The 22573-nt window shown below is 61.3% G+C and carries 21 protein-coding genes and 5 tRNA genes; 13 read left to right on the plus strand and 13 right to left on the minus strand.

Translation table 11 applies throughout. The features are described from left to right. Both BSY240_RS03815 and BSY240_RS03820 read left to right on the plus strand, forming a co-directional pair. Entirely contained in the window at nucleotides 1-1152 is a 1152-nt protein-coding gene (locus BSY240_RS03815; protein ID WP_054151287.1) for an amino acid ABC transporter permease, read from the plus strand. A 17-nt stretch (nucleotides 1153-1169) separates the two neighbouring features. Next, nucleotides 1170-1943, plus strand: a complete 774-nt coding sequence (locus BSY240_RS03820; RefSeq protein ID WP_054151286.1) for an amino acid ABC transporter ATP-binding protein — start codon at nucleotides 1170-1172, stop codon at nucleotides 1941-1943. Between the two features lie 83 nt (nucleotides 1944-2026). Here BSY240_RS03820 and BSY240_RS03825 read toward each other — a convergent pair whose 3' ends face one another. The 6 genes from BSY240_RS03825 to BSY240_RS03850 all read right to left on the minus strand — a co-directional run bounded on the left by BSY240_RS03825 (nucleotide 2027) and on the right by BSY240_RS03850 (nucleotide 4651). Further along, a complete protein-coding gene (locus BSY240_RS03825) occupies nucleotides 2027-2752 on the minus strand; it encodes a nuclease (protein WP_069041464.1) in 726 nt (241 codons plus the stop codon). Between the two features lie 158 nt (nucleotides 2753-2910). Continuing rightward, a tRNA-Arg gene (locus BSY240_RS03830) sits at nucleotides 2911-2987 on the minus strand. A gap of 33 nt (nucleotides 2988-3020) precedes the next feature. Next, the gene (locus tag BSY240_RS03835; protein ID WP_069041465.1) at nucleotides 3021-3326 is read right to left on the minus strand and encodes an ETC complex I subunit; all 306 of its coding nucleotides are present in this window, start codon (nucleotides 3324-3326) and stop codon (nucleotides 3021-3023) included. An 84-nt stretch (nucleotides 3327-3410) separates the two neighbouring features. Further along, nucleotides 3411-3487 (minus strand) — tRNA-Pro (locus tag BSY240_RS03840). 104 nt (nucleotides 3488-3591) lie between these two features. Further along, the gene (locus tag BSY240_RS03845) at nucleotides 3592-4068 is read right to left on the minus strand and encodes a DUF192 domain-containing protein (protein WP_054151283.1); all 477 of its coding nucleotides are present in this window, start codon (nucleotides 4066-4068) and stop codon (nucleotides 3592-3594) included. Nucleotides 4069-4072: 4 nt separating this feature from the next. Further along, nucleotides 4073-4651 carry a cold-shock protein gene (locus BSY240_RS03850; protein ID WP_054151282.1) on the minus strand — a complete coding sequence of 193 codons (579 nt, stop codon included), beginning with the start codon at nucleotides 4649-4651 and terminating at the stop codon, nucleotides 4073-4075. A gap of 182 nt (nucleotides 4652-4833) precedes the next feature. Between BSY240_RS03850 and gloA the strand changes: the two genes are divergently transcribed. The 5 genes from gloA (at nucleotide 4834) to BSY240_RS03880 (ending at nucleotide 7085) form a co-directional block, all read left to right on the plus strand. After that, nucleotides 4834-5274 (plus strand): lactoylglutathione lyase, encoded by a 441-nt coding sequence (gene gloA, locus BSY240_RS03855; RefSeq protein ID WP_069041466.1) that lies wholly within the window; start codon nucleotides 4834-4836, stop codon nucleotides 5272-5274. Between the two features lie 105 nt (nucleotides 5275-5379). Beyond that, nucleotides 5380-6360 carry a hypothetical protein gene (locus BSY240_RS03860; protein ID WP_069041467.1) on the plus strand — a complete coding sequence of 327 codons (981 nt, stop codon included), beginning with the start codon at nucleotides 5380-5382 and terminating at the stop codon, nucleotides 6358-6360. Nucleotides 6361-6520: 160 nt separating this feature from the next. Continuing rightward, nucleotides 6521-6595 (plus strand) — tRNA-Glu (locus BSY240_RS03865). A gap of 170 nt (nucleotides 6596-6765) precedes the next feature. After that, nucleotides 6766-6840: transfer RNA gene (locus tag BSY240_RS03875), tRNA-Glu, on the plus strand. A gap of 170 nt (nucleotides 6841-7010) precedes the next feature. Beyond that, nucleotides 7011-7085: transfer RNA gene (locus BSY240_RS03880), tRNA-Glu, on the plus strand. Between the two features lie 36 nt (nucleotides 7086-7121). Here BSY240_RS03880 and recJ read toward each other — a convergent pair. The 5 genes from recJ to BSY240_RS03905 form a co-directional block, all read right to left on the minus strand. Beyond that, nucleotides 7122-8927 carry a single-stranded-DNA-specific exonuclease RecJ gene (gene recJ / locus BSY240_RS03885; protein ID WP_069041469.1) on the minus strand — a complete coding sequence of 602 codons (1806 nt, stop codon included), beginning with the start codon at nucleotides 8925-8927 and terminating at the stop codon, nucleotides 7122-7124. Between the two features lie 138 nt (nucleotides 8928-9065). Then, nucleotides 9066-9275 carry a hypothetical protein gene (locus BSY240_RS03890; RefSeq protein WP_069041470.1) on the minus strand — a complete coding sequence of 70 codons (210 nt, stop codon included), beginning with the start codon at nucleotides 9273-9275 and terminating at the stop codon, nucleotides 9066-9068. Between the two features lie 167 nt (nucleotides 9276-9442). Then, nucleotides 9443-10762 (minus strand): homoserine dehydrogenase, encoded by a 1320-nt coding sequence (locus tag BSY240_RS03895; protein ID WP_069041471.1) that lies wholly within the window; start codon nucleotides 10760-10762, stop codon nucleotides 9443-9445. Between the two features lie 72 nt (nucleotides 10763-10834). Beyond that, nucleotides 10835-12052, minus strand: coding sequence for an LL-diaminopimelate aminotransferase (locus BSY240_RS03900; protein WP_054150219.1), 1218 nt, complete (start codon nucleotides 12050-12052; stop codon nucleotides 10835-10837). A 229-nt stretch (nucleotides 12053-12281) separates the two neighbouring features. Further along, nucleotides 12282-12692, minus strand: a complete 411-nt coding sequence (locus tag BSY240_RS03905) for an SHOCT domain-containing protein (protein WP_236759309.1) — start codon at nucleotides 12690-12692, stop codon at nucleotides 12282-12284. Nucleotides 12693-12852: 160 nt separating this feature from the next. Here BSY240_RS03905 and BSY240_RS03910 point away from each other — a divergent pair, with 160 nt between their 5' ends. The 6 genes from BSY240_RS03910 to BSY240_RS03935 all read left to right on the plus strand — a co-directional run bounded on the left by BSY240_RS03910 (nucleotide 12853) and on the right by BSY240_RS03935 (nucleotide 20138). Then, the gene (locus BSY240_RS03910) at nucleotides 12853-14685 is read left to right on the plus strand and encodes a PHA/PHB synthase family protein (protein WP_069041472.1); all 1833 of its coding nucleotides are present in this window, start codon (nucleotides 12853-12855) and stop codon (nucleotides 14683-14685) included. A gap of 18 nt (nucleotides 14686-14703) precedes the next feature. Beyond that, nucleotides 14704-15423, plus strand: coding sequence for a DNA/RNA nuclease SfsA (gene sfsA, locus BSY240_RS03915; protein ID WP_054150217.1), 720 nt, complete (start codon nucleotides 14704-14706; stop codon nucleotides 15421-15423). 41 nt (nucleotides 15424-15464) lie between these two features. After that, a complete protein-coding gene (gene map, locus BSY240_RS03920) occupies nucleotides 15465-16289 on the plus strand; it encodes a type I methionyl aminopeptidase (protein ID WP_054150216.1) in 825 nt (274 codons plus the stop codon). 114 nt (nucleotides 16290-16403) lie between these two features. Beyond that, complete coding sequence (radC, locus tag BSY240_RS03925) at nucleotides 16404-17270, plus strand: RadC family protein (protein ID WP_082347694.1); 867 nt, start codon at nucleotides 16404-16406, stop codon at nucleotides 17268-17270. Between the two features lie 139 nt (nucleotides 17271-17409). Continuing rightward, nucleotides 17410-18834, plus strand: coding sequence for a Si-specific NAD(P)(+) transhydrogenase (gene sthA / locus BSY240_RS03930; protein WP_054150215.1), 1425 nt, complete (start codon nucleotides 17410-17412; stop codon nucleotides 18832-18834). 95 nt (nucleotides 18835-18929) lie between these two features. Further along, the gene (locus tag BSY240_RS03935; protein WP_069041473.1) at nucleotides 18930-20138 is read left to right on the plus strand and encodes an MFS transporter; all 1209 of its coding nucleotides are present in this window, start codon (nucleotides 18930-18932) and stop codon (nucleotides 20136-20138) included. 8 nt (nucleotides 20139-20146) lie between these two features. On the opposite strand, the gene BSY240_RS03940 is transcribed toward BSY240_RS03935, so the two are convergent. Beyond that, complete coding sequence (locus BSY240_RS03940) at nucleotides 20147-20896, minus strand: MBL fold metallo-hydrolase (protein WP_069041474.1); 750 nt, start codon at nucleotides 20894-20896, stop codon at nucleotides 20147-20149. 77 nt (nucleotides 20897-20973) lie between these two features. Then, nucleotides 20974-22452 (minus strand): trigger factor, encoded by a 1479-nt coding sequence (gene tig, locus BSY240_RS03945; RefSeq protein WP_069041475.1) that lies wholly within the window; start codon nucleotides 22450-22452, stop codon nucleotides 20974-20976. Nucleotides 22453-22573 lie beyond the last annotated feature (121 nt).

The raw sequence follows: 22573 nt of genomic DNA on the forward strand, positions 1-22573 counted from the left end.
ATGGCGTCTGAAGTCACTTATATCCGCCAGGAAATGCTGGCTCCGCTGCCCCCACCGACCTCGGAAGCGAGCGTCGTGGGCTGGGTTCGAAAGAATCTTCTGGCAACCCCGAAGGATGTCGTCCTGACCATCATCGGGCTTGCCGTGCTGGCTCTGATCCTGCCCGGGGCCATCAACTTCCTGTTCCTCGACGCTGCGTGGTTCGGTGCCGATCGCTCTGTCTGCGCAACGATCGCGCAGGGCGGCACTCAGCCTGACGGTTGGAAAGGCGCCTGCTGGGCCTTCGTCGAGAGCCGGTTCTCGCAGTTCATCTTCGGGCGCTACCCGCTCGAGGAACGCTGGCGCGTTATCCTCGTCGGCGTGATGTTCGTCGCACTCCTGGTGCCGATGCTGATCCCCAAGGCGCCGCGCAAGGGCCTCAACGCCCTTCTGCTGTTCATCGTCTTCCCGGTCGTCGCCTTCTTCCTGCTGCATGGCGGGTTCGGCCTCACGGAAGTCGAAACACCGCTCTGGGGCGGCCTGATGGTGACGCTGATCCTGTCCTTCGTGGGCATCGCCGTCTCGCTGCCGCTCGGCATCCTGCTGGCACTCGGCCGCCGTTCGGACATGCCTATCATCAAGATGATCTGTGTCGTCTTCATTGAAGTCGTTCGCGGCGTGCCGCTGATCACAGTGCTCTTCATGGCCAATGTGATGCTGCCGCTGTTCATGCCAACGGGCTGGACCATCGACAACTTCCTGCGCGCGCTGGTCGGCGTGTCGCTGTTTGCCTCTGCCTATATGGCGGAAGTCGTGCGCGGCGGCCTGCAGGCGATCCCGAAGGGACAGTATGAGGGCGCAGACTCGCTCGGCCTCTCCTATTGGCAGAAGACCCGCCTGATCATCCTGCCGCAGGCGATCAAGCTGGTCATCCCGGGCATCGTCAACACCTTCATCGGTCTGTTCAAGGATACCTCGCTCGTGTCGATCATCGGCATGTTCGACCTCCTGGGCATCGTCCGTCTCAACTTCACCGATGCCACCTGGGCCACTCCTGTGACGCCGCTCACGGGTCTGATCTTCGCTGGCTTCGTATTCTGGATCTTCTGCTTCGGCATGTCGCGCTACTCCGCCTTCATGGAGCGGCACCTCGACACCGGCCACAAGCGATAAGGACAAGGGGAAAAACAATGGCTGAAGCCAACTCCGCTAAAAAGACCGTGTCGGGCACCGATGTGGCGGTCGAGCTGATCAACATGAACAAGTGGTACGGTGATTTCCACGTGCTGCGAGACATCAACCTCAAGGTGATGAAGGGCGAACGCATTGTCGTGGCCGGACCGTCCGGATCCGGAAAATCGACGATGATCCGCTGCATCAATCGGCTTGAGGAACACCAAACGGGCAATATCCTGGTCGACAATATCGAGCTGACGAACGACCTGAAGAAGATCGACGAAGTTCGGCGTGAAGTCGGCATGGTGTTCCAGCACTTCAACCTGTTCCCGCATCTGACCATCCTGGAAAACTGCACGCTGGCACCGATTTGGGTGCGCAAGATGCCGAAGAAGGATGCTGAGGAAGTCGCGATGCACTTCCTGAAGCGCGTCAAGATCCCGGAACAGGCCAACAAGTATCCGGGCCAGCTCTCCGGTGGTCAGCAGCAGCGTGTGGCAATCGCTCGTGCGCTCTGCATGAAGCCGAAGATCATGCTGTTCGACGAGCCGACCTCGGCGCTCGACCCTGAGATGGTCAAGGAAGTGCTCGACACCATGGTCGGCCTTGCCGAAGAAGGCATGACGATGATCTGCGTCACCCATGAAATGGGCTTCGCCCGCCAGGTTGCCGACCGCGTGATCTTCATGGACCAGGGTCAGATCGTCGAGCAGAACTCGCCGGCCGAGTTCTTCGACAATCCGCAGCACGAGCGTACCAAGCTCTTCCTCAGCCAGATCCTGCACTGATCTGCCTGTCAGGCACAAAACAAGAGAGCCCGCCGCGACACTGCGGCGGGCTCTTCTGCATTGAGGGCAAGACTCAGCTGCCGTCAGGGGCACCAGTTCTGCTGACGCGCCATGCGCGGCTTGGCCAGACCTTCCGAGACGAGAATGGAGCCCAGCGAGCGACCGTCGCGGGTCGCCACGCGCAATACCCCGGCTGCGGCACCTGTGGCTTGCACCTTGAGCGTCTCGAGATCGAATCGGCCAGAACTCAAGAGATCCTTGAGCCGCACCTTGGCGGCGAAGCCCCGGTCGCGTTCCTGCTGGCAGGCGGCGCCATCGGTGCGCGGGGCGGCAATATCCGCCAGCACGATCTTCGTCTTGCGGTACCAGAAGGTGTCCCCGCTCATGACGCAATTGTCGAGGCCGGACGTGCCGCAGAAATAGAACTTTCCGGAGAAATTCTCACCCGTCAGAGCAGCCGTCTCGGTCGAAGCAATGGCAGGCCGTGACGCAGGCACCGCTGCCTTTGCCACACCGACTGAAGCTGGTGGTACGGGCCCCTTCGCGGCAGTCGATTGCGTCTTGGGCTGTGGCTGCTTTTCCCGGCTCGTATCCGGTTTCGGCGTCGGGCTCGCCGCGACGGATCGCTCCTTCGACAGCAAAGGTGACAGTTCCTTGAGGACGGTGGCCCTGTTGTCATAGAGCGCAATTCCACCGGCCACCACCGCCAGGATGACGAGCCAGGATGTCATGCCCTGACCTGCGGAAGAACGGCTCGACTTGCGGCGCTTTGCGGGCGCGCGGCGGGATGAAGCGGTGCGACTGGACATGGTTAACCTCTGGTGAGCGCATCATGACGCCCAAGAGTTTCCGAAAGGTTGGCATGGGTGAGAAAACGTTTCGCTGTTTCGATTCTGCACAGGTCTTTTGGACGCCGGAATAACGAAGCTCAGCGGCCCGGCTAGTCGTCATGCATTGTGGCAGAGGATGGCGATCCCTGCAGGGCTCGAACCTGCGACCTAGTGCTTAGAAGGCACTTGCTCTATCCAGCTGAGCTAAGGGACCGTCTGAGGACTGCAGAAAGCGGTTGAAGCCGGTTCAGTGCGTCCAGGGCTGCAGACGATTGTAGCGGAAGTTGTCGGTGTAGGACACGACCTGGCGCTTGGCTTCCTTCGGCAGGAGCACGCGATAGTCGATGCCTTCGCGCGTGGCATAGGCTTCGGCCTGCTCCAGCGTTTCGAAGGTCAGCTTGACCTGCTGGCGGGTGTCTCCGGAGGTCGTGTAACCCATCATCGGATCGATCTTGCGCGGCGCGGACTGGTCGAATTCCAGAACCCAGAGATGGGTCTTCGCCTTGCCAGACTGCATGGCGGTTTTCGCGGGGCGGTAGATCTTTGCAGACATGGGTCTCATCCATCTCCAAGACTTCAACGGCAAGGCAGCCTGCCGAACACTTCCCGACCGCCTTAGCCGGCGGTCTTTGATTGCTGGTCGGAGTGGAGAGATTCGAACTCCCGACCCTCTGGTCCCAAACCAGATGCGCTACCAGGCTGCGCTACACTCCGTTCCAGCAATGTTGCCGGAATACACGGTTCACCCTGCCCCCGCAACAGTAAAAAAGCGGTTTTACCGGCACTGATTTTTCAGGCGGCAGAGAGCGGAGACTTCGTCATTTCGGCAGATCGAGCGGCAAGACCAGGCGCGCGGATGTATCGAGCCCGAGTTCGGCCGCATGGCCGCCGCGAATCTCCAGGGCGTAGCGGACCGGCTCGCCTGAGGACACGATCGATTCGGACAGGGGCGTGGTGCGCTCTGCGATGCGAACGATGCGGCCGGTTTCGTCGATGAAGATCATGTCCAGCGAGGATGGCGTGCTGGCCATCCACATGGTGACCATGCGGGTATCACCGAAATCGAACAACATGCCGGTTCGATCGGGAAGCGGCGGCCGTTCCATCAGTCCCCTCGCCCGCTGTTCGGCCGTCAGGGCCCATTCGACGTCGATCGTGATGGTCTCGCCGGCACTTGTCTCGAAGCCAAGTTGACCGCGCTCGAATATCACCTCGCTCCAGGCAGAAGCAACAGGACCGAAAAACACGAAAAGCGCCGCAAGAGCGCTTCTCAGGAGAATTGACATGCCGGCCATAGGCTCAATGCGCCCGTGCTGCGGGGCCGGGATTGTCCGGATGGATTTCGGCGGCCATCAGCCCCTTGTCCCCCGGTCCGAAGCGCACGAGCACCGTCTGACCCGGACGAAGTTCCGTCAGACCGAACCGGCGCAGGGTTTCCATGTGGACGAAGATGTCTTCCGTGCCCTCGCCGCGCGTCAGGAACCCGAAACCCTTGGTGCGGTTGAACCACTTGACCAAAGCGCGCTCAAGCCCGCTGGTCGGCGTAACCTGGACATGGGTGCGGACCGGCGGCATCTGCGATGGATGGATCGCGGTCGACTGGTCCATCGACAGTATCCGGAAGGCCTGATAACCGCGGTCGCGCTTCTGGATGAGCGCCACGATGCGCGTGCCTTCCAGAATGGTCTGGTAGCCGTCGCGACGCAGGCAGGTCACGTGCAGCAGGACATCCTGCATGCCGTTGTCGGGAACGATAAAGCCGAACCCCTTGGCGACATCGAACCATTTGATGACGCCGGTGATCTCGATCAGGTCTACGGCCTCTCCGGACAGCTCTTCGAACTCGCCGAGCCCCTTCGATGATATCCTGTCCGCCATTTTCCCAAGCCCCTCGAAAACGCGTCACATTGCTCAGTTAACTGATTCTTGAGATTCAGATTAACATTTGGTCAACGGATCTGCGCAAGCCCTAGTTTTACATTTCACCAATTGCTTTTGCACCGCAGCCTTGCTCGAAGCTGACGGCTGTTCCATATCGTCCGGGTCAAAGGAGAACACCCATGCGCTACCTACACACCATGGTCCGAGTGAAGGATCTCGAGGCTTCCCTGCACTTTTATTGTGAGCTGTTCGGCCTCACTGAAATCCGCAGGTATGAAAACGAGAAGGGACGCTTCACGCTGGTCTTCCTGACCGCCGAGAAGGATCTCGAAAAGGCTAAGGCCGACATGTCGCCCTGCCTCGAGCTCACCTATAATTGGGATACCGAAGACTATACAGGCGGCCGCAATTTCGGCCACCTCGCCTACGAGGTCGACGATATCTATGCGATCTGCCAGAAGCTGATGGACAATGGCGTCACCATCAACCGTCCGCCCCGCGATGGCCACATGGCCTTTGTCCGCTCGCCGGATGGCATCTCGATCGAGATCCTGCAGAAGGGCGAAAACCTGGCGCCCGCCGAGCCCTGGGCATCGATGCCGAACACCGGCGCCTGGTAAGTCCACCGCTTCGCGCAAGTTTGCGCGCCTAGTCTCCGCATCAGACGAGGGCCGCCCCGGCGGCCCTCCCTGCTTCCCCGATGGGAGCGATGACGGAGACCTGCCATGACCAGCAATTCCCATACTCGCAGACCGACCCTCGGCATTCTTGCCGTCGCCAGCGGCCTGATGCTCGCCTCTTGCCAGACGAGCGCGGACGAAGTGCTCTCGCTCGGAGAAGCCTCGGCTGCGGAAGAGGCGTCCGGCAATTCCGGAGCCAAAAAGGCGTTTCGCGATCCCTATGTGAGTGCCGTTTCGGGACAGGTTGCCGACGCATCGGCCTCAATGCCGTCCCAGAACGAGACGGACCCTGCGCGCCTGAAGCGCAAGCCGGTGCCGATGGCCGCCGCCTATAGCGACATTGCCGAACCGCCGCCGGAAGTTCTCGCCCTGCAGCAACAGGCGACGCAAGGCGATTCTTCTCAGGCCGCCTCCCATGCCTCCGCCGATCTCGGCGACATCACCATGCAGCCGACCAATGCCTCGCCCAGGAGCAACAGCCTGTTCTCTGCCGGTCAGAGGCAGCAGGCGGCAGTCGTGCAGGCCATGGAGCCAGCTACCGCCCAGACTGCGCCCGGCGAACCTGTGCCGAGCGGCAGCCTCGTGCCGAACGAAATGCCGACGCTCGGTGTCAATGCTGTCAGCAAGAGCCTGTTCAGTCCGTCTGCCGAACAGCAGATGCTGATGCAACAGCGGGCACTGGAGGAACAGGCGCGCGCGGAAGCCGCAGTGCAGGCTCCGCTCGCCGAGCCTGCCGCAGTCGGCGGCGACGAACCGGTCCTGAAGAAACTCTCGGATCCCCGTCCGAAGCGAAAGATCCTTGCGCTGCGCGAGCCTGCCGGATCGGTGCCGGATCGGGTTCAGCTGACGCCGGACCAGTTGCAGGCCATGGGTGCAATCGAGGAAGCCGATCCGGCCGAGCCGCTCTCTGCCGAGGAACTGGTGGCGGATGCCGAGGCTGCAAAGAAGAAGAAGGGATGGTTGCCATCCTTTGCGGATCTCTTGAAAGGCGGCAAGAAATCACAACCGACGACCGCAGAGCCTTGATTCCTTCGGCAAGCGGCCTGGGCGCCAAGTCCTTCCAAAGACAGGGATTATCCGAGTTTTCAGGGGCCTGCGCGGCCCCTGTCATATTTTTTGCATGAAAGGCGAAAATGCCGCTTGCGGTCTTCAAACAGCCTGACTATAAGGGCGCCACGAAGCAGACGCGCCCTTCGTCTATCGGTTAGGACACCAGATTTTCATTCTGGGAAGAGGGGTTCGACTCCCCTAGGGCGTGCCACTTCGTTTCTCTTTTCCAGACATTATGAACTTCTTGATTGGTGTATCGCCGGACGCGGTTACGCCGTCATTCTGCGGGTTCACCCGCTCGGAATTTTTCCACTTCGGATCGTCAAATTTCCGCTTGCGGTCGTCAAGAGGCCTGACTATAAGGGCGCCACCGAAGCGCACGCGCCCTTCGTCTATCGGTTAGGACACCAGATTTTCATTCTGGGAAGAGGGGTTCGACTCCCCTAGGGCGTGCCACTTCGATACCCCCCTGCCATTGCAGAACCTGTGCACAAGCTAGGCTCAAGTGCTTGTTTGTCCTTACGTTACCGCCCCCCGCCAAGCCTGTGGATAAAATCGTCATACGGGCCGAAAGAGCACTTGCGCTCGCGGCCAGTTCCAGCCATAAGGGCGCCACCGAAGCGCACGCGCCCTTCGTCTATCGGTTAGGACACCAGATTTTCATTCTGGGAAGAGGGGTTCGACTCCCCTAGGGCGTGCCACTTCGATCTCTCCTACATGACGAGCCTATCATCCGTTCAGGGCGCCTTGGCGGCATCGATGACGCGGAACTGCACCCGCCTGTTGCCTTGCCAATGGTCAGCACTCAACGTGCCTGCGACATGCACCTGACTGCCACGGTTGTTCATCAGGAAATGGCCGAGATCGGTTTCGGCTGCGCGGAATGCGATTCCCTCCAATCGACTGCCGTCCATGCCTTCGAGCGTGATCTTGATATGGGTGGTGCCGACGGGACGGGCGTCCCTCAGGCGGTGCAACGGTACGGCAAAGATCGGCTGCGGATGACCGGAGCCATAAGGACCGGCGGCCTCCAGCTGGTCGACCAGTGCAAGTGTGGCACCGGAGGCGCCAATTGCGCCATCAATCTTCAGGGTCTGGTTTGCCGCGAGCGCCAGGACCTGCGAAGATGCCTGCTCCTCGAAGAAGCTGCGCAGCCGGCCGAGATTGGCACGATCGACCGTCAGGCCCGCCGCCATGGCATGACCACCGCCCTTGACCAGAAGCCCCTCGTCCACGGCTGCACGCACCATACGACCCATGTCGAAGCCATTGATGGAGCGTCCCGAGCCGGTGCCCTTGCCGAGCGGATCGAAGGCGATCGCAAAGGCGGGGCGTTTGAACTTCTCCTTCAGGCGGGCTGCCAGTAGCCCGACAATCCCCGGATGCCACTGCTCCTTGGCGGTCACGATGACCGAGGCTTTTTCACCGGTCCCATATTCGGCCATGGCTTCGGCTTCGGCCTCGGCGAGCATCACCGCTTCCATCGCCTGGCGCTCGCGATTCAGCTCGTCAAGCTTGGCTGCGATCTGGTCTGCTTCACTCGCATCGTCCAGCGTCAGCAGTCGGCTGCCCAAGGCCGCGTCGCCGATTCGGCCGCCGGCATTGATTCGGGGGCCGAGAAGAAATCCGAAATGATAGGGCGTCACAGGACCACCGATGCCCGCCACCCGCAGGAGGGCCGCGAGCCCGGCATTGTTCTGGTGGCGAGCCGCGATCAGCCCCTTCGTCACATAGGCGCGATTGAGGCCCTTGAGCGGCACAACATCGCAGACGGTCGCCAGCGCCACAAGGTCGAGCCATGCGAGCAGATCGAGCGAGCGCGCATGCGGATGGCCTGCCTCGCGCAGGACGCGGAGGGTCGCGACCAGCACCATAAAGACGACGCCGGCAGCACAGAGATGGCCCTGCCCTGAAAGGTCGTCCTCGCGATTCGGATTGACCAGGGCATGGCAGACCGGCATCTCGTTGCCCATCTGATGGTGGTCGATGACGACGACGTCGACGCCGCGCCGCTCGGCAGCCCCCAGGGCTTCGATGCTGGTCGAACCGCAGTCGACGGTAATCAGGAGATTGGCGCCGCGCTCGATCAGCTGGTCGATGGCGGCGGCATTGGGGCCATAGCCTTCAAAAATGCGGTCCGGGATGTAGATCTCGGCCTCGACACCGAAATGGTGCAGGAACCGCGCCATGAGGGCCGAAGAAGCAGCCCCGTCGACGTCATAGTCGCCGAAAATGGCGACGCGTTCCTTTCGGTCGATCGCGCCGAAGATGCGTGCAGCCGCCGCATCGCAATCGGTCAGCTTTGAGGGATCCGGCATCAGACTGCGGATGGTTGGGTCAAGGAATGCCGGCGCCTCGTCCACGCCCACACCGCGGCCTGCCAGAACGCGCGCGACGAGTTCGGGGATACCGTGGAGCTGGCTGATGGCCAGCGCCTTATTCTGTCCTGCCTGGTCCGTGCGCGACATCCAGCGCTGGCCACTTGCTGACTGTTCAACGCCGAGAAAGGCTCGGATGACGGGATCTACCGGTTCGGTCGACATTCTTGCTCTTTACGGGGCGCGGCCGAGGTGTGGCTGCGCGACAGGGCCTTAGGCGGCGGAACCGCCCCTCCCCGTTCTATACCGATCGCAAAAAATCACCAGAGGCAGGAGGCCGCATTCAATCCGGTCGCAGCCGCATCACGCCATCAGCCAGGCGACCAGCGCGAAGGGCACGGCCATGACTGCAGCAAAGGCCAAGAGCGGCCCCCAGCCGGACTTCGTCTGCGCGGCCCGCAAACCTTCGTGCTCAACCTGGCCCTGATATATGGCAGACTCATCGCTGCGGCTCGGCGGCGGCGGGGCAGTGCCCGCGTCGTCCCAAAGCGCACTCCCCTCGCCCAGTGCCATCGACGAACTCCTCCCCAAGATCCCGACAGTGGGCGCAGATTACGCCCGCATTAGACTTTTGGCGAGAGTGTAAGTTTTGGCAGGGCCGAAATCATCAGATTGATGGCGTTTCAGACTATGCCAAGCCGTTCGGAGGCGGACTAGCCCTCGAACGGCATCTCTTGAACTCAGGTCTTGGGGCGCTCGATGCGAATCACCTGTGGCTCGCCGATCAGGTAGCCCTCGCCCTTGATTGCCCCCACGGCCTTGCGGACGGCGCTTTCCATCGTCGCGTGAGTGACGAGGATGATCGTCTGGGGACGGTCCGGCGTTACCGGTTGCTTCGAATGCTGGACGATCGATTCAAGCGAAATGGCGTTCTCCGCCATCTTCGTTGCAATGCTGGCGAAGACGCCAGTGCGGTCCTGCACGGTCAGGCGGATGAAGTATCCGCCTTCGTGGCTCTGCATCTCGGCCTGGCGATAGGGTTCCAGCAGATGGGCCGGGCGACCGAGAACGGGCACTTCCTGCGCACCCGGACGGCTCTTGGCGATGTCGGTGATGTCGCCGAGCACGGCGGATGCTGTCGCATGGCCACCGGCTCCGGGGCCGACCATCAGCAATTCGCCGAGAATGTCGGATTCGAGCGCTACTGCATTGGTGACGCCGTCGACCTGAGCAATGACCGAATCGAGCGGCACCATCGTCGGGTGGACGCGCTGCTCGATGCCGCTTTCGGTCTTCTGGGCAACACCGAGAAGCTTGATGCGATAGCCGAGATCGGCCGCCGCGTGGATATCCTCGATCGAGATATTGGTGATGCCTTCGAGGTAGATCTGGTCGGCCGAGATCTCGCAGCCGAAGGCAAGCGTCGTCAGGATCGACAGCTTGTGGGCCGTGTCGTTGCCCTCGATATCGAAACTCGGATCGGCTTCGGCATAACCGAGGCGCTGGGCTTCCTTCAAGCAGTCGGCAAAGGACAGGCCCTCGCGTTCCATCCGGGTCAGGATGTAATTGCAGGTGCCGTTCATGATCCCGTAGATGCGGGAGAAATTGTTGCCGGTCAGCGATTCGCGCAGCGTCTTGATGACGGGAATGCCACCGGCGACGGCTGCCTCGTAGTTCAGAAGGCGACCCTTTTCCTCGGCGAGTTTGGCAAGCTCCACACCGTGACGCGAAAGAAGCGCCTTGTTGGCCGTCACGACATGCAGACCGCGTCCAAGCGCTGCACGGACCGAGTCTTCGGCTGCCCCTTCGGAGCCACCAACGAGCTCGACGAAGACCTCGATGTCGGCTTCCTTCGCCATCTCAACCGGATCGGCATACCAGGCAATGCCGTCCATCTGGATGCCGCGATCCTTCGACGCGTCACGGGCAGAGACGGCCGTCACGGCAATCGGGCGCCCGCAGGCAACGGCAAGCGCATCGGCGCGGGTCTGGAGGATACGGACAAGCGAGGCACCGACGGTGCCGAGACCCGCCACGCCGATTTTAAGGGCATTCGCCATGAGGCATTCCTGACGTCATCGAAAAGGAAGTGAGGCGGTCCTGACGGGACCGCCTTTGGATCAACGCGGGGCTCAACGGTGGGCGTTGAGCGAAATCACGTTGTGCATCGTCTCGTCGGCCGTCGACAGGAACTTCTTGATGTTGCGGGCGGCCTGACGGATGCGGTGCTCGTTCTCGACGAGGGCGAGACGGACATATTCGTCGCCCATTTCACCGAAGCCGATGCCCGGGGCAACGGCCACATCGGCCTTCTCCACCAGCAGCTTGGAGAACTCCAGCGAACCGAGATGACGGAATTTTTCCGGGATCTTCGCCCAGGCGAACATGGTGGCGGCAGGTGGCGGCACTTCAAAGCCGGCCTTGCCGAAGCTTTCGACCATCACGTCGCGGCGGCGATGGTAGACGCTGCGGACTTCCGCGATGTCGGAGCCGTCGCCATTCAGGGCGTGGGTCGCGGCGACCTGGATCGGCGTAAACGCGCCGTAGTCGAGATAGGACTTGACCCGCGTAAGCGCCGAGATCAGACGTTCGTTGCCGACGGCAAAGCCCATGCGCCAGCCGGGCATGGAGAAGGTCTTCGACATCGAGGTGAATTCGACGGTGCAGTCCATGGCGCCGGGCACTTCAAGCACTGATGGAGGCGGATTGCCGTCGAAGTAGATTTCCGAGTAGGCGAGGTCAGAGAGCACGATGATGTCGTGCTTCTTCGCGAATGCGATGACGTCCTTGTAGAAGTCGAGGCTCGCGACGCGGGCCGTCGGGTTGGACGGATAGTTGATGATCAGCGCCAGCGGCTTCGGGATCGAGTGCTTCACCGCGCGCTCGAGCGGCGGGAAGAAGGTCTCGTCCGGCTCGATCGAGATCGAACGGATGACGCCGCCGGTCATGAGGAAGCCGAAGGCATGGATCGGATAGGTCGGGTTGGGGCAGAGGATGACATCACCCGGCGCGGTGATCGCCTGCGCCATGTTGGCGAAGCCTTCCTTGGAACCCAGCGTCGCCACGACCTGCGTATCGGGATTGAGCTTCACATTGAAGCGACGGGCATAATAAGCGGCTTGCGCGCGGCGCAGGCCCGGGATGCCTTTGGACGAGGAGTAACGATGGGTGCGCGGGTCCTGGACCACTTCGCAAAGCTTGTCGACGATCGCCTGCGGGGTCGGAAGATCGGGATTGCCCATGCCGAGGTCGATGATGTCGGCGCCACCGGCTCGCGCGCTCGCCTTCAAACGGTTGACCTGTTCGAAAACATAGGGCGGCAGGCGCCGGACTTTGTGAAACTCTTCCATCTTCAACCCCTGAAACCGCGCGGATCATAACCGCGGCAGGCGCGCTCGTTTTCCCAGTGACCACGCGCTCCGCAACGAACCGCAGAACCGAATGCACGTGATGATATCCCAATCAGAGCGCTCGCAGGAAATTTTGTCGCAAATCCGGCGTGAAGCCTGAATCGCCGACGAAATTTTATGTCAAAAACGCTTCGGTTGCTTTGCGAAAAAAACGCCGCCAGCGCAAGCCTTAATTGGCGATCTGAGCCTGCGTTTCGGGCCCGTGCTGGGCTGCGAGATTGCGCAGTTCAGCCAGTCTTGCCTGGTATGCCGCTTCGGTGATCGTGCCGGCCTGGCGGGCAGCGCCTAGCGAGCTCAGCTGGGCCTGCAGCGCGGTCGCCTCTTCATTGCTCAACTGGACATTCGCGGCATTGAGCGAACCGGCAAAATTCGGATAGCCGTCGGCATAGGTCGGACGGGCTTGTGGCGCGTCCGGATTGTCCGGATCCTCGACATTGACTTCGAGCGCTGTCGGCACCGCCGCGACTTGCGTCGTCGCTGGCGCAGAAGACTGGCAGCCCGTGCCCGCCATGAGCGCGACGAAGGCCAGGACCAGCGCCTGCAGAGAATGACCCGAGAGACTGAACTTCTTGTGCACCATGGCCCCGACCGCCCGCATCTGCGCGGAAAACTGACATTCCTCAAGGGCGCAACCGTCGATCCTCATCGAAAGACTATGCGCCAACAGCTGGAACTTGTAGTCGTTTTCATGCAGGATAGGCAAACACAAAAGACACCAGAACAATCCTGGGGAGGATGGCATGGACAGGACGCGGGAAGAAGCCGAAGCAAGTGCCGCGTTCGATCCGAAGCTGATCGAGCCCTATATCATCAAGGATCCGCAGGCATTCGCCGTGAATGCCGCCAAGGCGCTTGAGAACCTTGGCAGAGCCGCATCCGTTTGGCTCAAACCCCGTGAAACTGGCGAAATCGTCGATCCCGTTTCCGAGCCGATGGCCGAGCTTGTGAAGATCATGGGCAAGGTGGCGGAATACTGGATGTCCGACCCGAAACGGACGCTCGAAGCGCAGACCCACCTGCTCAATGCGGTCTTCGTCGTCTGGAGCCGCTCGCTGGCGCGGTTCGCCACACCGGAGCAGCCGCTCGCCGATCCGCTGCCCAAGGACAAGCGCTTCTCCGACGAGGATTGGGAGCGCAATCCGTTCTTCGATTTCCTCCGCCAGACCTATGTCGTCTTGACCCAGTGGGCCGAAAAGATGGTCAATGACGCCGGCGGGCTCGACGAGCATACGCGGCACAAGGCCAATTTCTACATGCGGCAGATCACGGCCGCACTCTCTCCCGCCAATTTCGTCGCGACCAATCCGCAACTCTACAAGGAGACGGTGCAGAGCAGCGGCGCAAATCTCGTCAAGGGCATGCAGATGCTCGCCGAGGACATAGCGGCCGGGGGTGGAGATCTCAGGATCCGGCAGACAGACACGAGCAAGTTTGCCGTCGGCGAGAACATGGCGATCACGCCGGGAAAGGTGATCGCGCAGAGCGACGTCTGCGAGGTCATCCAATATGACGCGACCACCGAGACGGTGCTGAAGCGCCCTCTCCTCATCTGCCCACCCTGGATCAACAAGTTCTACATTCTCGATCTCAACCCGCAGAAAAGCTTCATCAAGTGGTGCGTCGACCAGGGCCATACGGTCTTCGTGATCTCCTGGGTCAATCCGGACGAGCGCCATGCGACCAAGGACTGGGAAGCCTATATCCGCGAGGGCGTCGATTTTGCGCTCGACACGGTGGAGAAGGCGACAGGAGAAAAAGAAGTCAACGCTATCGGCTACTGCGTCGGTGGCACGCTGCTTGCGGCGGCTCTGGCTCTTCACGCCCAGGAGAAGAACAAGCGGATCGCCAGTGCCACGCTGTTCACCACCCAGGTCGATTTCACCTATGCCGGTGACCTCAAGGTCTTCGTCGACGAGGAGCAGCTGTCGGGCCTCGAAGAGAAAATGAAGTCCACGGGCTATCTCGACGGTTCGAAAATGGCAGCGGCCTTCAACATGCTGCGCTCCTCCGAGCTGATCTGGCCCTATTTCGTCAATAACTACCTGAAGGGCCAGGATCCGATGCCCTTCGATCTTCTCTACTGGAACTCCGATTCGACCCGAATGGCAGCGGCAAACCACTCCTTCTATTTGCGCAATTGCTACCTCAACAACACGCTGAGCCAGGGCAAGATGCAGCTCGCCGGCAAGACGCTGTCGCTGAAGGACGTGAAGATCCCGATCTACAATCTGGCCACCAAGGAAGACCATATCGCGCCTGCCAAGTCAGTCTTCGTGGGAAGCAGCCTTTTCGGTGGGCCGGTCGATTTCGTCGTATCAGGCTCGGGCCATATCGCCGGTGTCGTCAATCCGCCGGACAAGCAGAAGTACCAGTACTGGACCAATGGCAAGGTTGTGGGAACCTACGAAGACTGGATGGCGAATGCCAAGGAGACATCCGGTTCCTGGTGGCCTCACTGGCAGATCTGGATCGAAAAGCTTGCCGACGAACGCGTTCCGGCCCGCAAGCCGGGTGGCGATGCCTTGAATGCGATTGCGGACGCGCCCGGACGTTATGTGCTTGCCCGCGTCTGAGTGCAGCGCCATCACAGGATGATCTTCTCCCCGCCCCTCATCCCTGCGCGGCTGGTGCGCCGCTACAAGCGTTTCCTGTTCGATGCCATCCTCGAAGACGGCAGCGCGGTCACCGGCTTTTGCCCAAACACCGGCTCGATGAGGGGTTTGACCGAACCGGGATCGCGGATCTGGCTTTCGCAGCACGCAGCCGCGACGCGCAAATATGCTCACGCCCTCGAACTTGTCGAGGCAGACGGGACTGTGGTCGGGGTCAACACCGCCATGCCGAACCGGCTCGCGGAGGAAGCGATCCTGGCCGGGCTTGTGCCGGAACTTTCAGGCTTTTCCTCCCTGAAGCGCGAACAGCGCTACGGCCGCAATTCGCGGATCGACATCCTGCTGGAGGACACGACCAAGGGCAGCGTGCATGTCGAGGTGAAGAACGTGCATTTCATCCGAGAGGCAGGGCTCGCGGAGTTTCCCGACAGCGTGACGACCCGTGGCGCCAAGCACCTCGACGAAATGCGCGACCTTGTTCAGACTGGCCGGCGTGCGGCCATGCTTTTCATCATCCAGCGCGCCGATTGCGACCGCTTGAGAATCTGCTCGGATCTCGACCCTGGTTATGGCCGCGCCTTCGCCCGTGCGATCGCTCGCGGTGTGGAGGCCTATGCCGTGCGCTGCCACCTCGAACCGGGCAAAATCGTGCCTGACAGCCTCATCCGGATAGACGAAGACGGGTTTGGTCGTTTATGAACGGCCAAAGCTCCTAGATTAGAACTTGCGAAAGCCACCCCATGGTCACCTATATCGACGCGGCGACGGCACCGCTCAAGAACACCGGCGCGATCCGCCTCTACGGCGCAGACGACTTCGAAGGCATGCGCCGCGCCTGCCAGTTGACTGCACGCTGCCTCGACGCGCTCGTGCCGATGGTCAAGCCTGGCGTGACGACAGCCGCCATCGACAAGTTCGTCTTCGAGTTCGGCGCCGACCACGGCGCCCTGCCCGCGACGCTGAACTATCGTGGTTACAAGTATTCGGTCTGCACCTCGATCAACCACGTCGTCTGTCACGGCATGCCGGACGACAAGCCGCTGCGTGACGGCGATATCGTCAATATCGACGTGACTTACCTGCTCGATGGCTGGCACGGCGATTCGAGCCGCATGTATCCGGTCGGGCAGGTCAAGCGTGCCGCCGAGCGGTTGATGGAGGTCACCTATGAATGCCTGATGCGCGGCATCGCCGCCGTGCGCCCCGGTGCCCGTACCGGTGCCATCGGCGAGGCGATCCAGACTTATGCCGAGGCAGAACGCTGCTCGGTGGTGCGCGATTTCTGCGGCCATGGGGTCGGGCGTCTCTTCCACGACAGCCCGAACATCTTGCATTACGGCAAGGCGAACGAGGGCCCGGAACTGCGCGAGGGTATGATCTTCACCATCGAGCCGATGATCAATCTCGGCAAGCCGCATGTGAAGGTACTCTCGGACGGCTGGACCGCCGTCACCCGCGACCGGTCGCTGACGGCGCAATACGAGCATACGGTCGGCGTGACCGCCAATGGCTGCGAGATCTTCACCCTCTCGCCTGCCGGTCTCGACCGTCCGGGCCTCGGCTGACAGACGCGCGTCAATACGACCTGCCGCAACTTGAACTTGCGCACGGCGGCAGTCGTGTCACTATATCCTTGCGGCGGATCAGCCGCTCGACCATGAGGGTCAGGATTGGGTGGCATGACGAGCAAGTTTCCGTTCTCAGGTGAATCCCTGCGCCATGAAAGCGCAGCCGCACAACAGGTCAGCGACCTCTTCGGCTCCGGTCGACAGCTGCCCCATGATGAAGCCGACGAGCGCAGCTTCTTCGCAGAGCAGCCAGCAAGAGAAAACACCATTGCCAAGGCCGCATCGACACGCGCCGCAATGCCGCCAGAGGCCCATTATCTGGGGCACAGGGAAAGATTGCGCAGCCGCTTTCGCGAGGGAGGCGAGACGGCACTAGCAGATTACGAGATCCTCGAACTGCTGCTTTTCCGGCTGATCCCGCGCCGCGACACCAAGCCGATCGCGAAAGCACTGCTTGCCCGTTTCCAGACACTCGCCGGCGTGCTCGGTGCGCCTCCCGCGCTGCTGCAGGAGGTGAAGGGGGTTGGCGAGACAGTGGCGCTCGATCTGAAGCTGATCGCCAATGTTGCCCAGCGCATGCTGAAGAGCGAGCTTCGCGAAAAGCAGGTTCTGTCTTCCTGGTCGTCAGTCATCGACTATTGCCATGCCGCCATGGCCTATGAGACCACAGAGCAGTTCCGCATCCTTTTCCTCGACAAGCGCAACGTGTTGATTGCTGACGAGATCCAGGGCCGCGGAACGGTCGATCACACGCCGGTCTATCCGCGCGAGGTGGTCAAACGGGCGCTCGAACTGTCCGCGACTGCCATCATCCTGGTCCACAACCATCCGAGTGGCGACCCGACACCCTCGCGGGCGGATATCGACATGACCCGGACCATTGTCGAGACTGCCAAGCCATTGGGTATCACCGTGCATGACCACATCATCGTCGGCAAGGATGGCCATGCCAGCCTGAAGGGCCTGCGGCTGATCTGAACATGACGGTTCCCCACATCTTGGGTGACCGAAAGCCTCATCTGTGGGTCGGCGATAACGAAACGGTGACGTTGCCCTGTCATACTGCTTCTTGATAATGTGCACTGCAGCATGGCGGCAGGCGAATCAGAGGCATCTCATGAACCAGTATGACTTCGTCGTGATTGGCAGCGGACCAGCCGGACGCAGAGCGGCGATCCAGGCGGCCAAGCTGGAAAAGAAAGTTCTCGTCATCGAGAAGGGCACGCGCGTTGGTGGCGTGTCGGTCCATACCGGAACCATTCCCTCGAAGACACTGCGCGAAACTGCTCTCAACCTCACAGGCTGGCGCGAACGAGGCTTCTACGGCCGCAGCTACCGTGTGAAGCAGGAGATCAACGCCGACGACCTGCGTCGCCGTCTGCTCATCACGCTCGACCACGAGGTCGAGGTGCTCGAACACCAGTTTTCGCGTAACCGCGTGCAGCAGATGCGCGGCACGGCGCGATTCATCGACGCACATACGATCGAGGTGACCAAGGAAGATGGCGAAGTGCTGCAGGTGCAGGCCGCCTCGGTCCTGCTCGCCGTCGGCACGCGCCCCTTCAAGCCCTCGCATATCCCCTTCGACGGTGTCAGCATTATCGACAGCGACGAGATCCTCGAGATCAAGGAACTGCCACGCTCGATGATCGTCATCGGCGCAGGTGTCATCGGCATCGAATACGCGACGATCTTCTCGGCGCTCGATACGGTCGTGACCGTCGTCGAACCGCGCGACACCATGCTCGATTTCATCGACAAGGAGATCGTCGAGGACTTCACCTACCAACTGCGCGACCGGAACATGAAGCTGATCTTCGGCCAGACGGTCGAGGGTGTAGAGAAGGTCGACGGCAAGTGCCGCGTGACGCTGAAGAACGGGCGTGTTCTGACCGCCGAAATGGTCCTTTTCGCTGCCGGTCGCGTCGGCGCAGTCGATTCGCTGAACCTGGAAGCCGCAGGGCTGGAAGCCGACAATCGCGGTCGGCTAAAGGTCAACCCCGAGACATTCCAGACCGCCGTCCCCACTATCTATGCGGCCGGTGACGTGGTCGGCTTCCCGTCGCTCGCCTCGACATCGATGGAGCAGGGCCGGATCGCGGCTCGCCATGCCGTCGGCGCGCCGTCTCATGAACCGCCACAGTTCTTCCCCTATGGCATCTATGCCGTGCCTGAGATCTCGACCTGCGGTCTGACGGAGGAAGAGGTCATTCAGCGCAGCATTCCCTATGAAACCGGGATCGCGCATTTCCGCGAGACGTCGCGCGGCCATATCATGGGTCTCGACAGCGGCATGCTGAAGATGATCTTCTCGCTGAAGACCCGTCGTCTTCTCGGCGTGCACATTGTCGGCGAAGGAGCCACCGAACTTGTGCATATCGGCCAGGCGGTGCTCAATCTCAAAGGTACCGTCGAATATTTCGTCGAGAACACCTTCAACTATCCGACGCTGGCCGAAGCCTACAAGATCGCCGGCCTCGATGCCTGGAACCGGATGGGCGAGTTGAAGGTGGAGAAAATCGAACGACGCGCGGCGGAATGACTGCCGGACGGGGCAACGGGTCAGATCTGGCACGAGACGTAGCGCTGATCGGCTGCTAAGCAGGCGACCTCCTCATAGTTGCCCCCGAGTCGGCCATGTCCTCCTCCCTTCGCCAGATTGCTGACCGTCCGCAACTGGTCATTCTGTCCATCATGATCTTCGTGCAGGGCTGCGCTTATGGCTCGACCCTGCCCTATCTGGGTGTGACCGCCATCGGTGCGCTCGGCATGAGCGATCAGGCCTATTCCGCGCTGACGGTCGTCGCCTCGATCATGACCGTTGCGATCAGCGTTTCGCTCGGCATCCTTTCCGACGGCATGGGCGACAAGCGGAAAATGATCGCTCTTCTCGCGTTTGCGGGCACGATCGGCTACGGCGCCATCTTCCTGTTCCCGTCAGTTACCGTCTTCGTCGTTGCCACCGCGCTCGTCATTCCCTTTGCCCAGGCTGTGCACTCGTTGCTCTTCGCCTCGGCACGGATCGAGACCTCCGCGCTGTCTCAGCGTGATGCAGCCGCGGTCAACACGGTGGTGCGCTCCTTCATGTCTATGTCCTGGGTGGTGATGCCTGCAGTGCTTGGCCTGGCCTTGTCGCGATCGACCAACATGATCGGCGCCTGGGGTGCTGCCGCCGCCTGCACGCTTTTGATTGTGTTGGCATCACTTCTCGTTCTTTCGCCTCCGAAGGCCGCAACATCAGCCACCGGCACCAGCGGTGCCCAATTCTTCGAAGCCTTGCGCGAACTCGTGCGAGCCGAGATGCTGATCCGCATGATCGCAATGGCCGCAGTCACCGGAATCACGCGACTGGCGATGATGATCTGGCCCCTGATTCTCACGCTTGAACTCGGCGGCTCCACACGGGATGTCGGCTTTATCGCCGCCCTCGTCGCATTCATCGAGATCCCGTTCATGCTGGTCGCGGCCATGCTTCTCAAGCGCGTCAGCCTGCTCATGCTGATCATCGTGTCGGCGCTGCTCTACGGCTTGCATATGGTCGGTTTCGCCTTTGCGACGGCGCCCTGGCATTTCTATGCCCTCGCCGTGCCGGGCGCGGCTGCGGCTGCCGGGCTCCTCTCCCTGCCGATCACCTATTTCCAGGAGCTCTTTCCGACTCGCCCGGGTCTCGGTACCGCCTTCATGCCGATCAACTCCTTCCTCGGAAACGCGGTCGCCGCCAGCACCTTCGCGATCGGCGCACACTTCTTCGGCTACTCCGGAACCGCCTTGCTCGGGCTCGGGCTCGCCGTTGCCGGCGTCGCGGGGCTTCTTGCCATCGATAAGGATCGCATCAGGCTCACCTGAGGGTCCTGTCAAAGGTTCAGCGTTTCTCCGTCCTCGAGGATCCGGAGCCGTTCTGCGCCTTGTGTCTGACGATCCCTCATGGAACGGATATCGGCGCGCGAGACCGTCGCATGATCAACGGCGTACAGGTGGGTTACGAGGACGATTGCAGCACCGGCGAGACGCAGCGTCTCCCGCACCATGGCCGCGTCCATCACTATGGGCCCTTTGCCATGCCAGAGCGCTCCACAACCATGCACCACGACGACATCAGGCTTTTCATCGGCCAGTACGGCCGCCACCTCAGGGCACAGGATCGTGTCACCCGCCCAGTAGAGGATCGGCTCACCTCGCGCCTCGATCAGAAAACCCGAGACCTCCCCCATGTCGTTAAGAACCTCCGGCGGGCCGTGTTGGCCATCCGTCGTGCGGATCTGGACCGAACCAAGCGCGAGCTCCTGCCCGATCGAACGGACGTCCTTGAAACCCATCGCCATGATCGCCGCCTGATCGCGACTATGGCAGAGGATCGGCATCGACTTCGGCAGCGCCCGTTGTGCCGCTTCGTCAAAATGGTCGGAATGGAGATGCGAAATCAGGACCGCATCGATGTCATCCAGCAGTTCTTCGACCGCCAGAGGCAGGTCTACGAGCGGTGATGTGGCGCGGCCGGAATAGCTGCGCCCTTCGCCCCTGGCCGCAAGCCAGGGATCGATGAGCAGCCGGCTGCCAGCCACATCGACAGTGAGCGTCGCACTGCGGATTAGCCTGATCTGCATGCCCCGTCTCCATCGCTTAAAGACGAAAAAGCCGCCCAAAAGGACGGCTTTCTCTCAAGTTCAATAAGGCACGAAGATTACTCGGCGTCGCCTTCGGCGGCCTTCTTCTTCGGGGCTGCCTTCTTCTTCGGGGCAGCGTCGTCGCCTTCAGCAGCGTCTTCAGCCTTGGCAGCAGCCTTCTTCTTCGGAGCAGCCTTCTTGGCCGGCTTGTCGCCTTCTTCAGCGTCGTCAGCGAGGAGCTCGTCCTTGCTCACGGTCTTGTCGGCGACGGAGACTTCAGCCAGCAGCTTGTCGATGACCTTCTCTTCGAAGATCGGTGCGCGCAGGGAAGCGGCAGCACCCGGCGTGTTGCGGAAGAAGTCGAGGATCTGCTTTTCCTGGCCCGGGAACTGCTGCAGCTGAGCGAAGAGCGACCGCTGCATTTCTTCTTCGGTCACTTCGATGCCGGCCTTTTCGCCGATTTCGGAGAGAACGAGGCCGAGGCGAACGCGGCGCTCGGCAAGCGCGCGGTATTCTTCGCGGGCAGCTTCTTCCGTCGTGTCTTCATCAGCGAAGGTCTTGCCGGACTGGGCGAGATCGGTGTTGATCTGGCGCCAGATGTTCTCGAACTCGGCATCGACGAGCTTCGAGGGCGACTCGAACTTGTAGAGCTCGTCCAGCTGGTCGAGGATCTGACGCTTGACCTTCTGGCGGGTGACGTTGCCGTACTGGCTTTCGATCTGGCCGCGGACGATTTCCTTCAGCTTCTCGACCGATTCGACGCCGAGCTTGGTGGCCAGTTCGTCATTGATTTCGGTCTTGGCCGGGCTTGCGACTTCCTTGACGGTGATGTCGAAGGTAGCTTCCTTGCCAGCGAGGTTGGCTGCCGGGTATTCGGCCGGGAAGGTTACGGTGATGACCTTTTCGTCACCAGCCTTCAGGCCAACCAGCTGCTCTTCGAAGCCCGGGATGAAGCGGTTCGAGCCGATGACCAGCTCTGCGTCTTCGTCCTTGCCGCCGTCGAAGGCTTCGCCATCGACCTTGCCGAGGTAATCCATGGTGACGCGGTCGCCATCAGCGGCCTTGCCCTTCTTCGCTTCGAAGGTGCGGGCGCTCTCGGCGATCTTTTCGATCTGCTCGTTGATCTCGTCTTCAGAGACTTCAACGACTTCGCGGGTCACCTTGATGCCATCGACCGACTTCAGTTCGATCGCCGGGATGATTTCGTAAGACAGCGTGAACTCCAGGTCAGCCTGGGCCGACAGGATCTTTTCCGCTTCCTTCTCGTCCTCGGTCATGACGATTTCCGGCTGGGTCGCCGACTTTTCGCCGCGCTCCGACAGGATCGCCGACGGCTTGTCACGGATGATCTCGTTGACGAGCTCGGCCATGATCGACTTGCCGTACATCTTCTTGACATGGGAGGTCGGCACCTTGCCCGGACGGAAGCCGTTGATGCGGACCTTGTCCTTCACATCGGCCAGGCGCTCATTCATGCGCTGTTCCATGTCCTTGGCCGGAATGATGACCTTGATTTCGCGCTTCAGCCCTTCAGCGAGCGTTTCGATAACCTGCATGTTCTTACCTTCATGTCGTGGCGGCCGTGCTCGGACAGCCGGTGTTTTCCCTGAGCACGACGCCGGAATTGATTTTCCCGGACGTGGCTGCGTCGCAATTCGTCAACAATCTGCCAAGCAA

Origin of the sequence: Agrobacterium sp. RAC06 (genome assembly GCF_001713475.1) — a bacterium.
Lineage (GTDB): Bacteria > Pseudomonadota > Alphaproteobacteria > Rhizobiales > Rhizobiaceae > Allorhizobium.

Excerpts from the sequence above, each read along its gene's own strand:
- BSY240_RS03905 (WP_236759309.1), bottom strand. The coding sequence starts at position 12,692 with ATGGTGCACAAGAAGTTCAGTCTCTCGGGTCATTCTCTGCAGGCGCTG.
- BSY240_RS03835 (WP_069041465.1), bottom strand. The coding sequence starts at position 3,326 with ATGTCTGCAAAGATCTACCGCCCCGCGAAAACCGCCATGCAGTCTGGC.
- BSY240_RS03910 (WP_069041472.1), top strand. The coding sequence starts at position 12,853 with ATGGACAGGACGCGGGAAGAAGCCGAAGCAAGTGCCGCGTTCGATCCG.
- gloA (WP_069041466.1), top strand. The coding sequence starts at position 4,834 with ATGCGCTACCTACACACCATGGTCCGAGTGAAGGATCTCGAGGCTTCC.
- BSY240_RS03935 (WP_069041473.1), top strand. The coding sequence starts at position 18,930 with ATGTCCTCCTCCCTTCGCCAGATTGCTGACCGTCCGCAACTGGTCATT.
- sthA (WP_054150215.1), top strand. The coding sequence starts at position 17,410 with ATGAACCAGTATGACTTCGTCGTGATTGGCAGCGGACCAGCCGGACGC.
- radC (WP_082347694.1), top strand. The coding sequence starts at position 16,404 with ATGACGAGCAAGTTTCCGTTCTCAGGTGAATCCCTGCGCCATGAAAGC.
- BSY240_RS03890 (WP_069041470.1), bottom strand. The coding sequence starts at position 9,275 with ATGGCACTGGGCGAGGGGAGTGCGCTTTGGGACGACGCGGGCACTGCC.
- recJ (WP_069041469.1), bottom strand. The coding sequence starts at position 8,927 with ATGTCGACCGAACCGGTAGATCCCGTCATCCGAGCCTTTCTCGGCGTT.
- BSY240_RS03940 (WP_069041474.1), bottom strand. The coding sequence starts at position 20,896 with ATGCAGATCAGGCTAATCCGCAGTGCGACGCTCACTGTCGATGTGGCT.
- BSY240_RS03900 (WP_054150219.1), bottom strand. The coding sequence starts at position 12,052 with ATGGAAGAGTTTCACAAAGTCCGGCGCCTGCCGCCCTATGTTTTCGAA.
- tig (WP_069041475.1), bottom strand. The coding sequence starts at position 22,452 with ATGCAGGTTATCGAAACGCTCGCTGAAGGGCTGAAGCGCGAAATCAAG.
- BSY240_RS03820 (WP_054151286.1), top strand. The coding sequence starts at position 1,170 with ATGGCTGAAGCCAACTCCGCTAAAAAGACCGTGTCGGGCACCGATGTG.
- BSY240_RS03850 (WP_054151282.1), bottom strand. The coding sequence starts at position 4,651 with ATGGCGGACAGGATATCATCGAAGGGGCTCGGCGAGTTCGAAGAGCTG.
- map (WP_054150216.1), top strand. The coding sequence starts at position 15,465 with ATGGTCACCTATATCGACGCGGCGACGGCACCGCTCAAGAACACCGGC.
- BSY240_RS03825 (WP_069041464.1), bottom strand. The coding sequence starts at position 2,752 with ATGTCCAGTCGCACCGCTTCATCCCGCCGCGCGCCCGCAAAGCGCCGC.
- BSY240_RS03860 (WP_069041467.1), top strand. The coding sequence starts at position 5,380 with ATGACCAGCAATTCCCATACTCGCAGACCGACCCTCGGCATTCTTGCC.
- sfsA (WP_054150217.1), top strand. The coding sequence starts at position 14,704 with ATGATCTTCTCCCCGCCCCTCATCCCTGCGCGGCTGGTGCGCCGCTAC.
- BSY240_RS03845 (WP_054151283.1), bottom strand. The coding sequence starts at position 4,068 with ATGGCCGGCATGTCAATTCTCCTGAGAAGCGCTCTTGCGGCGCTTTTC.
- BSY240_RS03895 (WP_069041471.1), bottom strand. The coding sequence starts at position 10,762 with ATGGCGAATGCCCTTAAAATCGGCGTGGCGGGTCTCGGCACCGTCGGT.
- BSY240_RS03815 (WP_054151287.1), top strand. The coding sequence starts at position 1 with ATGGCGTCTGAAGTCACTTATATCCGCCAGGAAATGCTGGCTCCGCTG.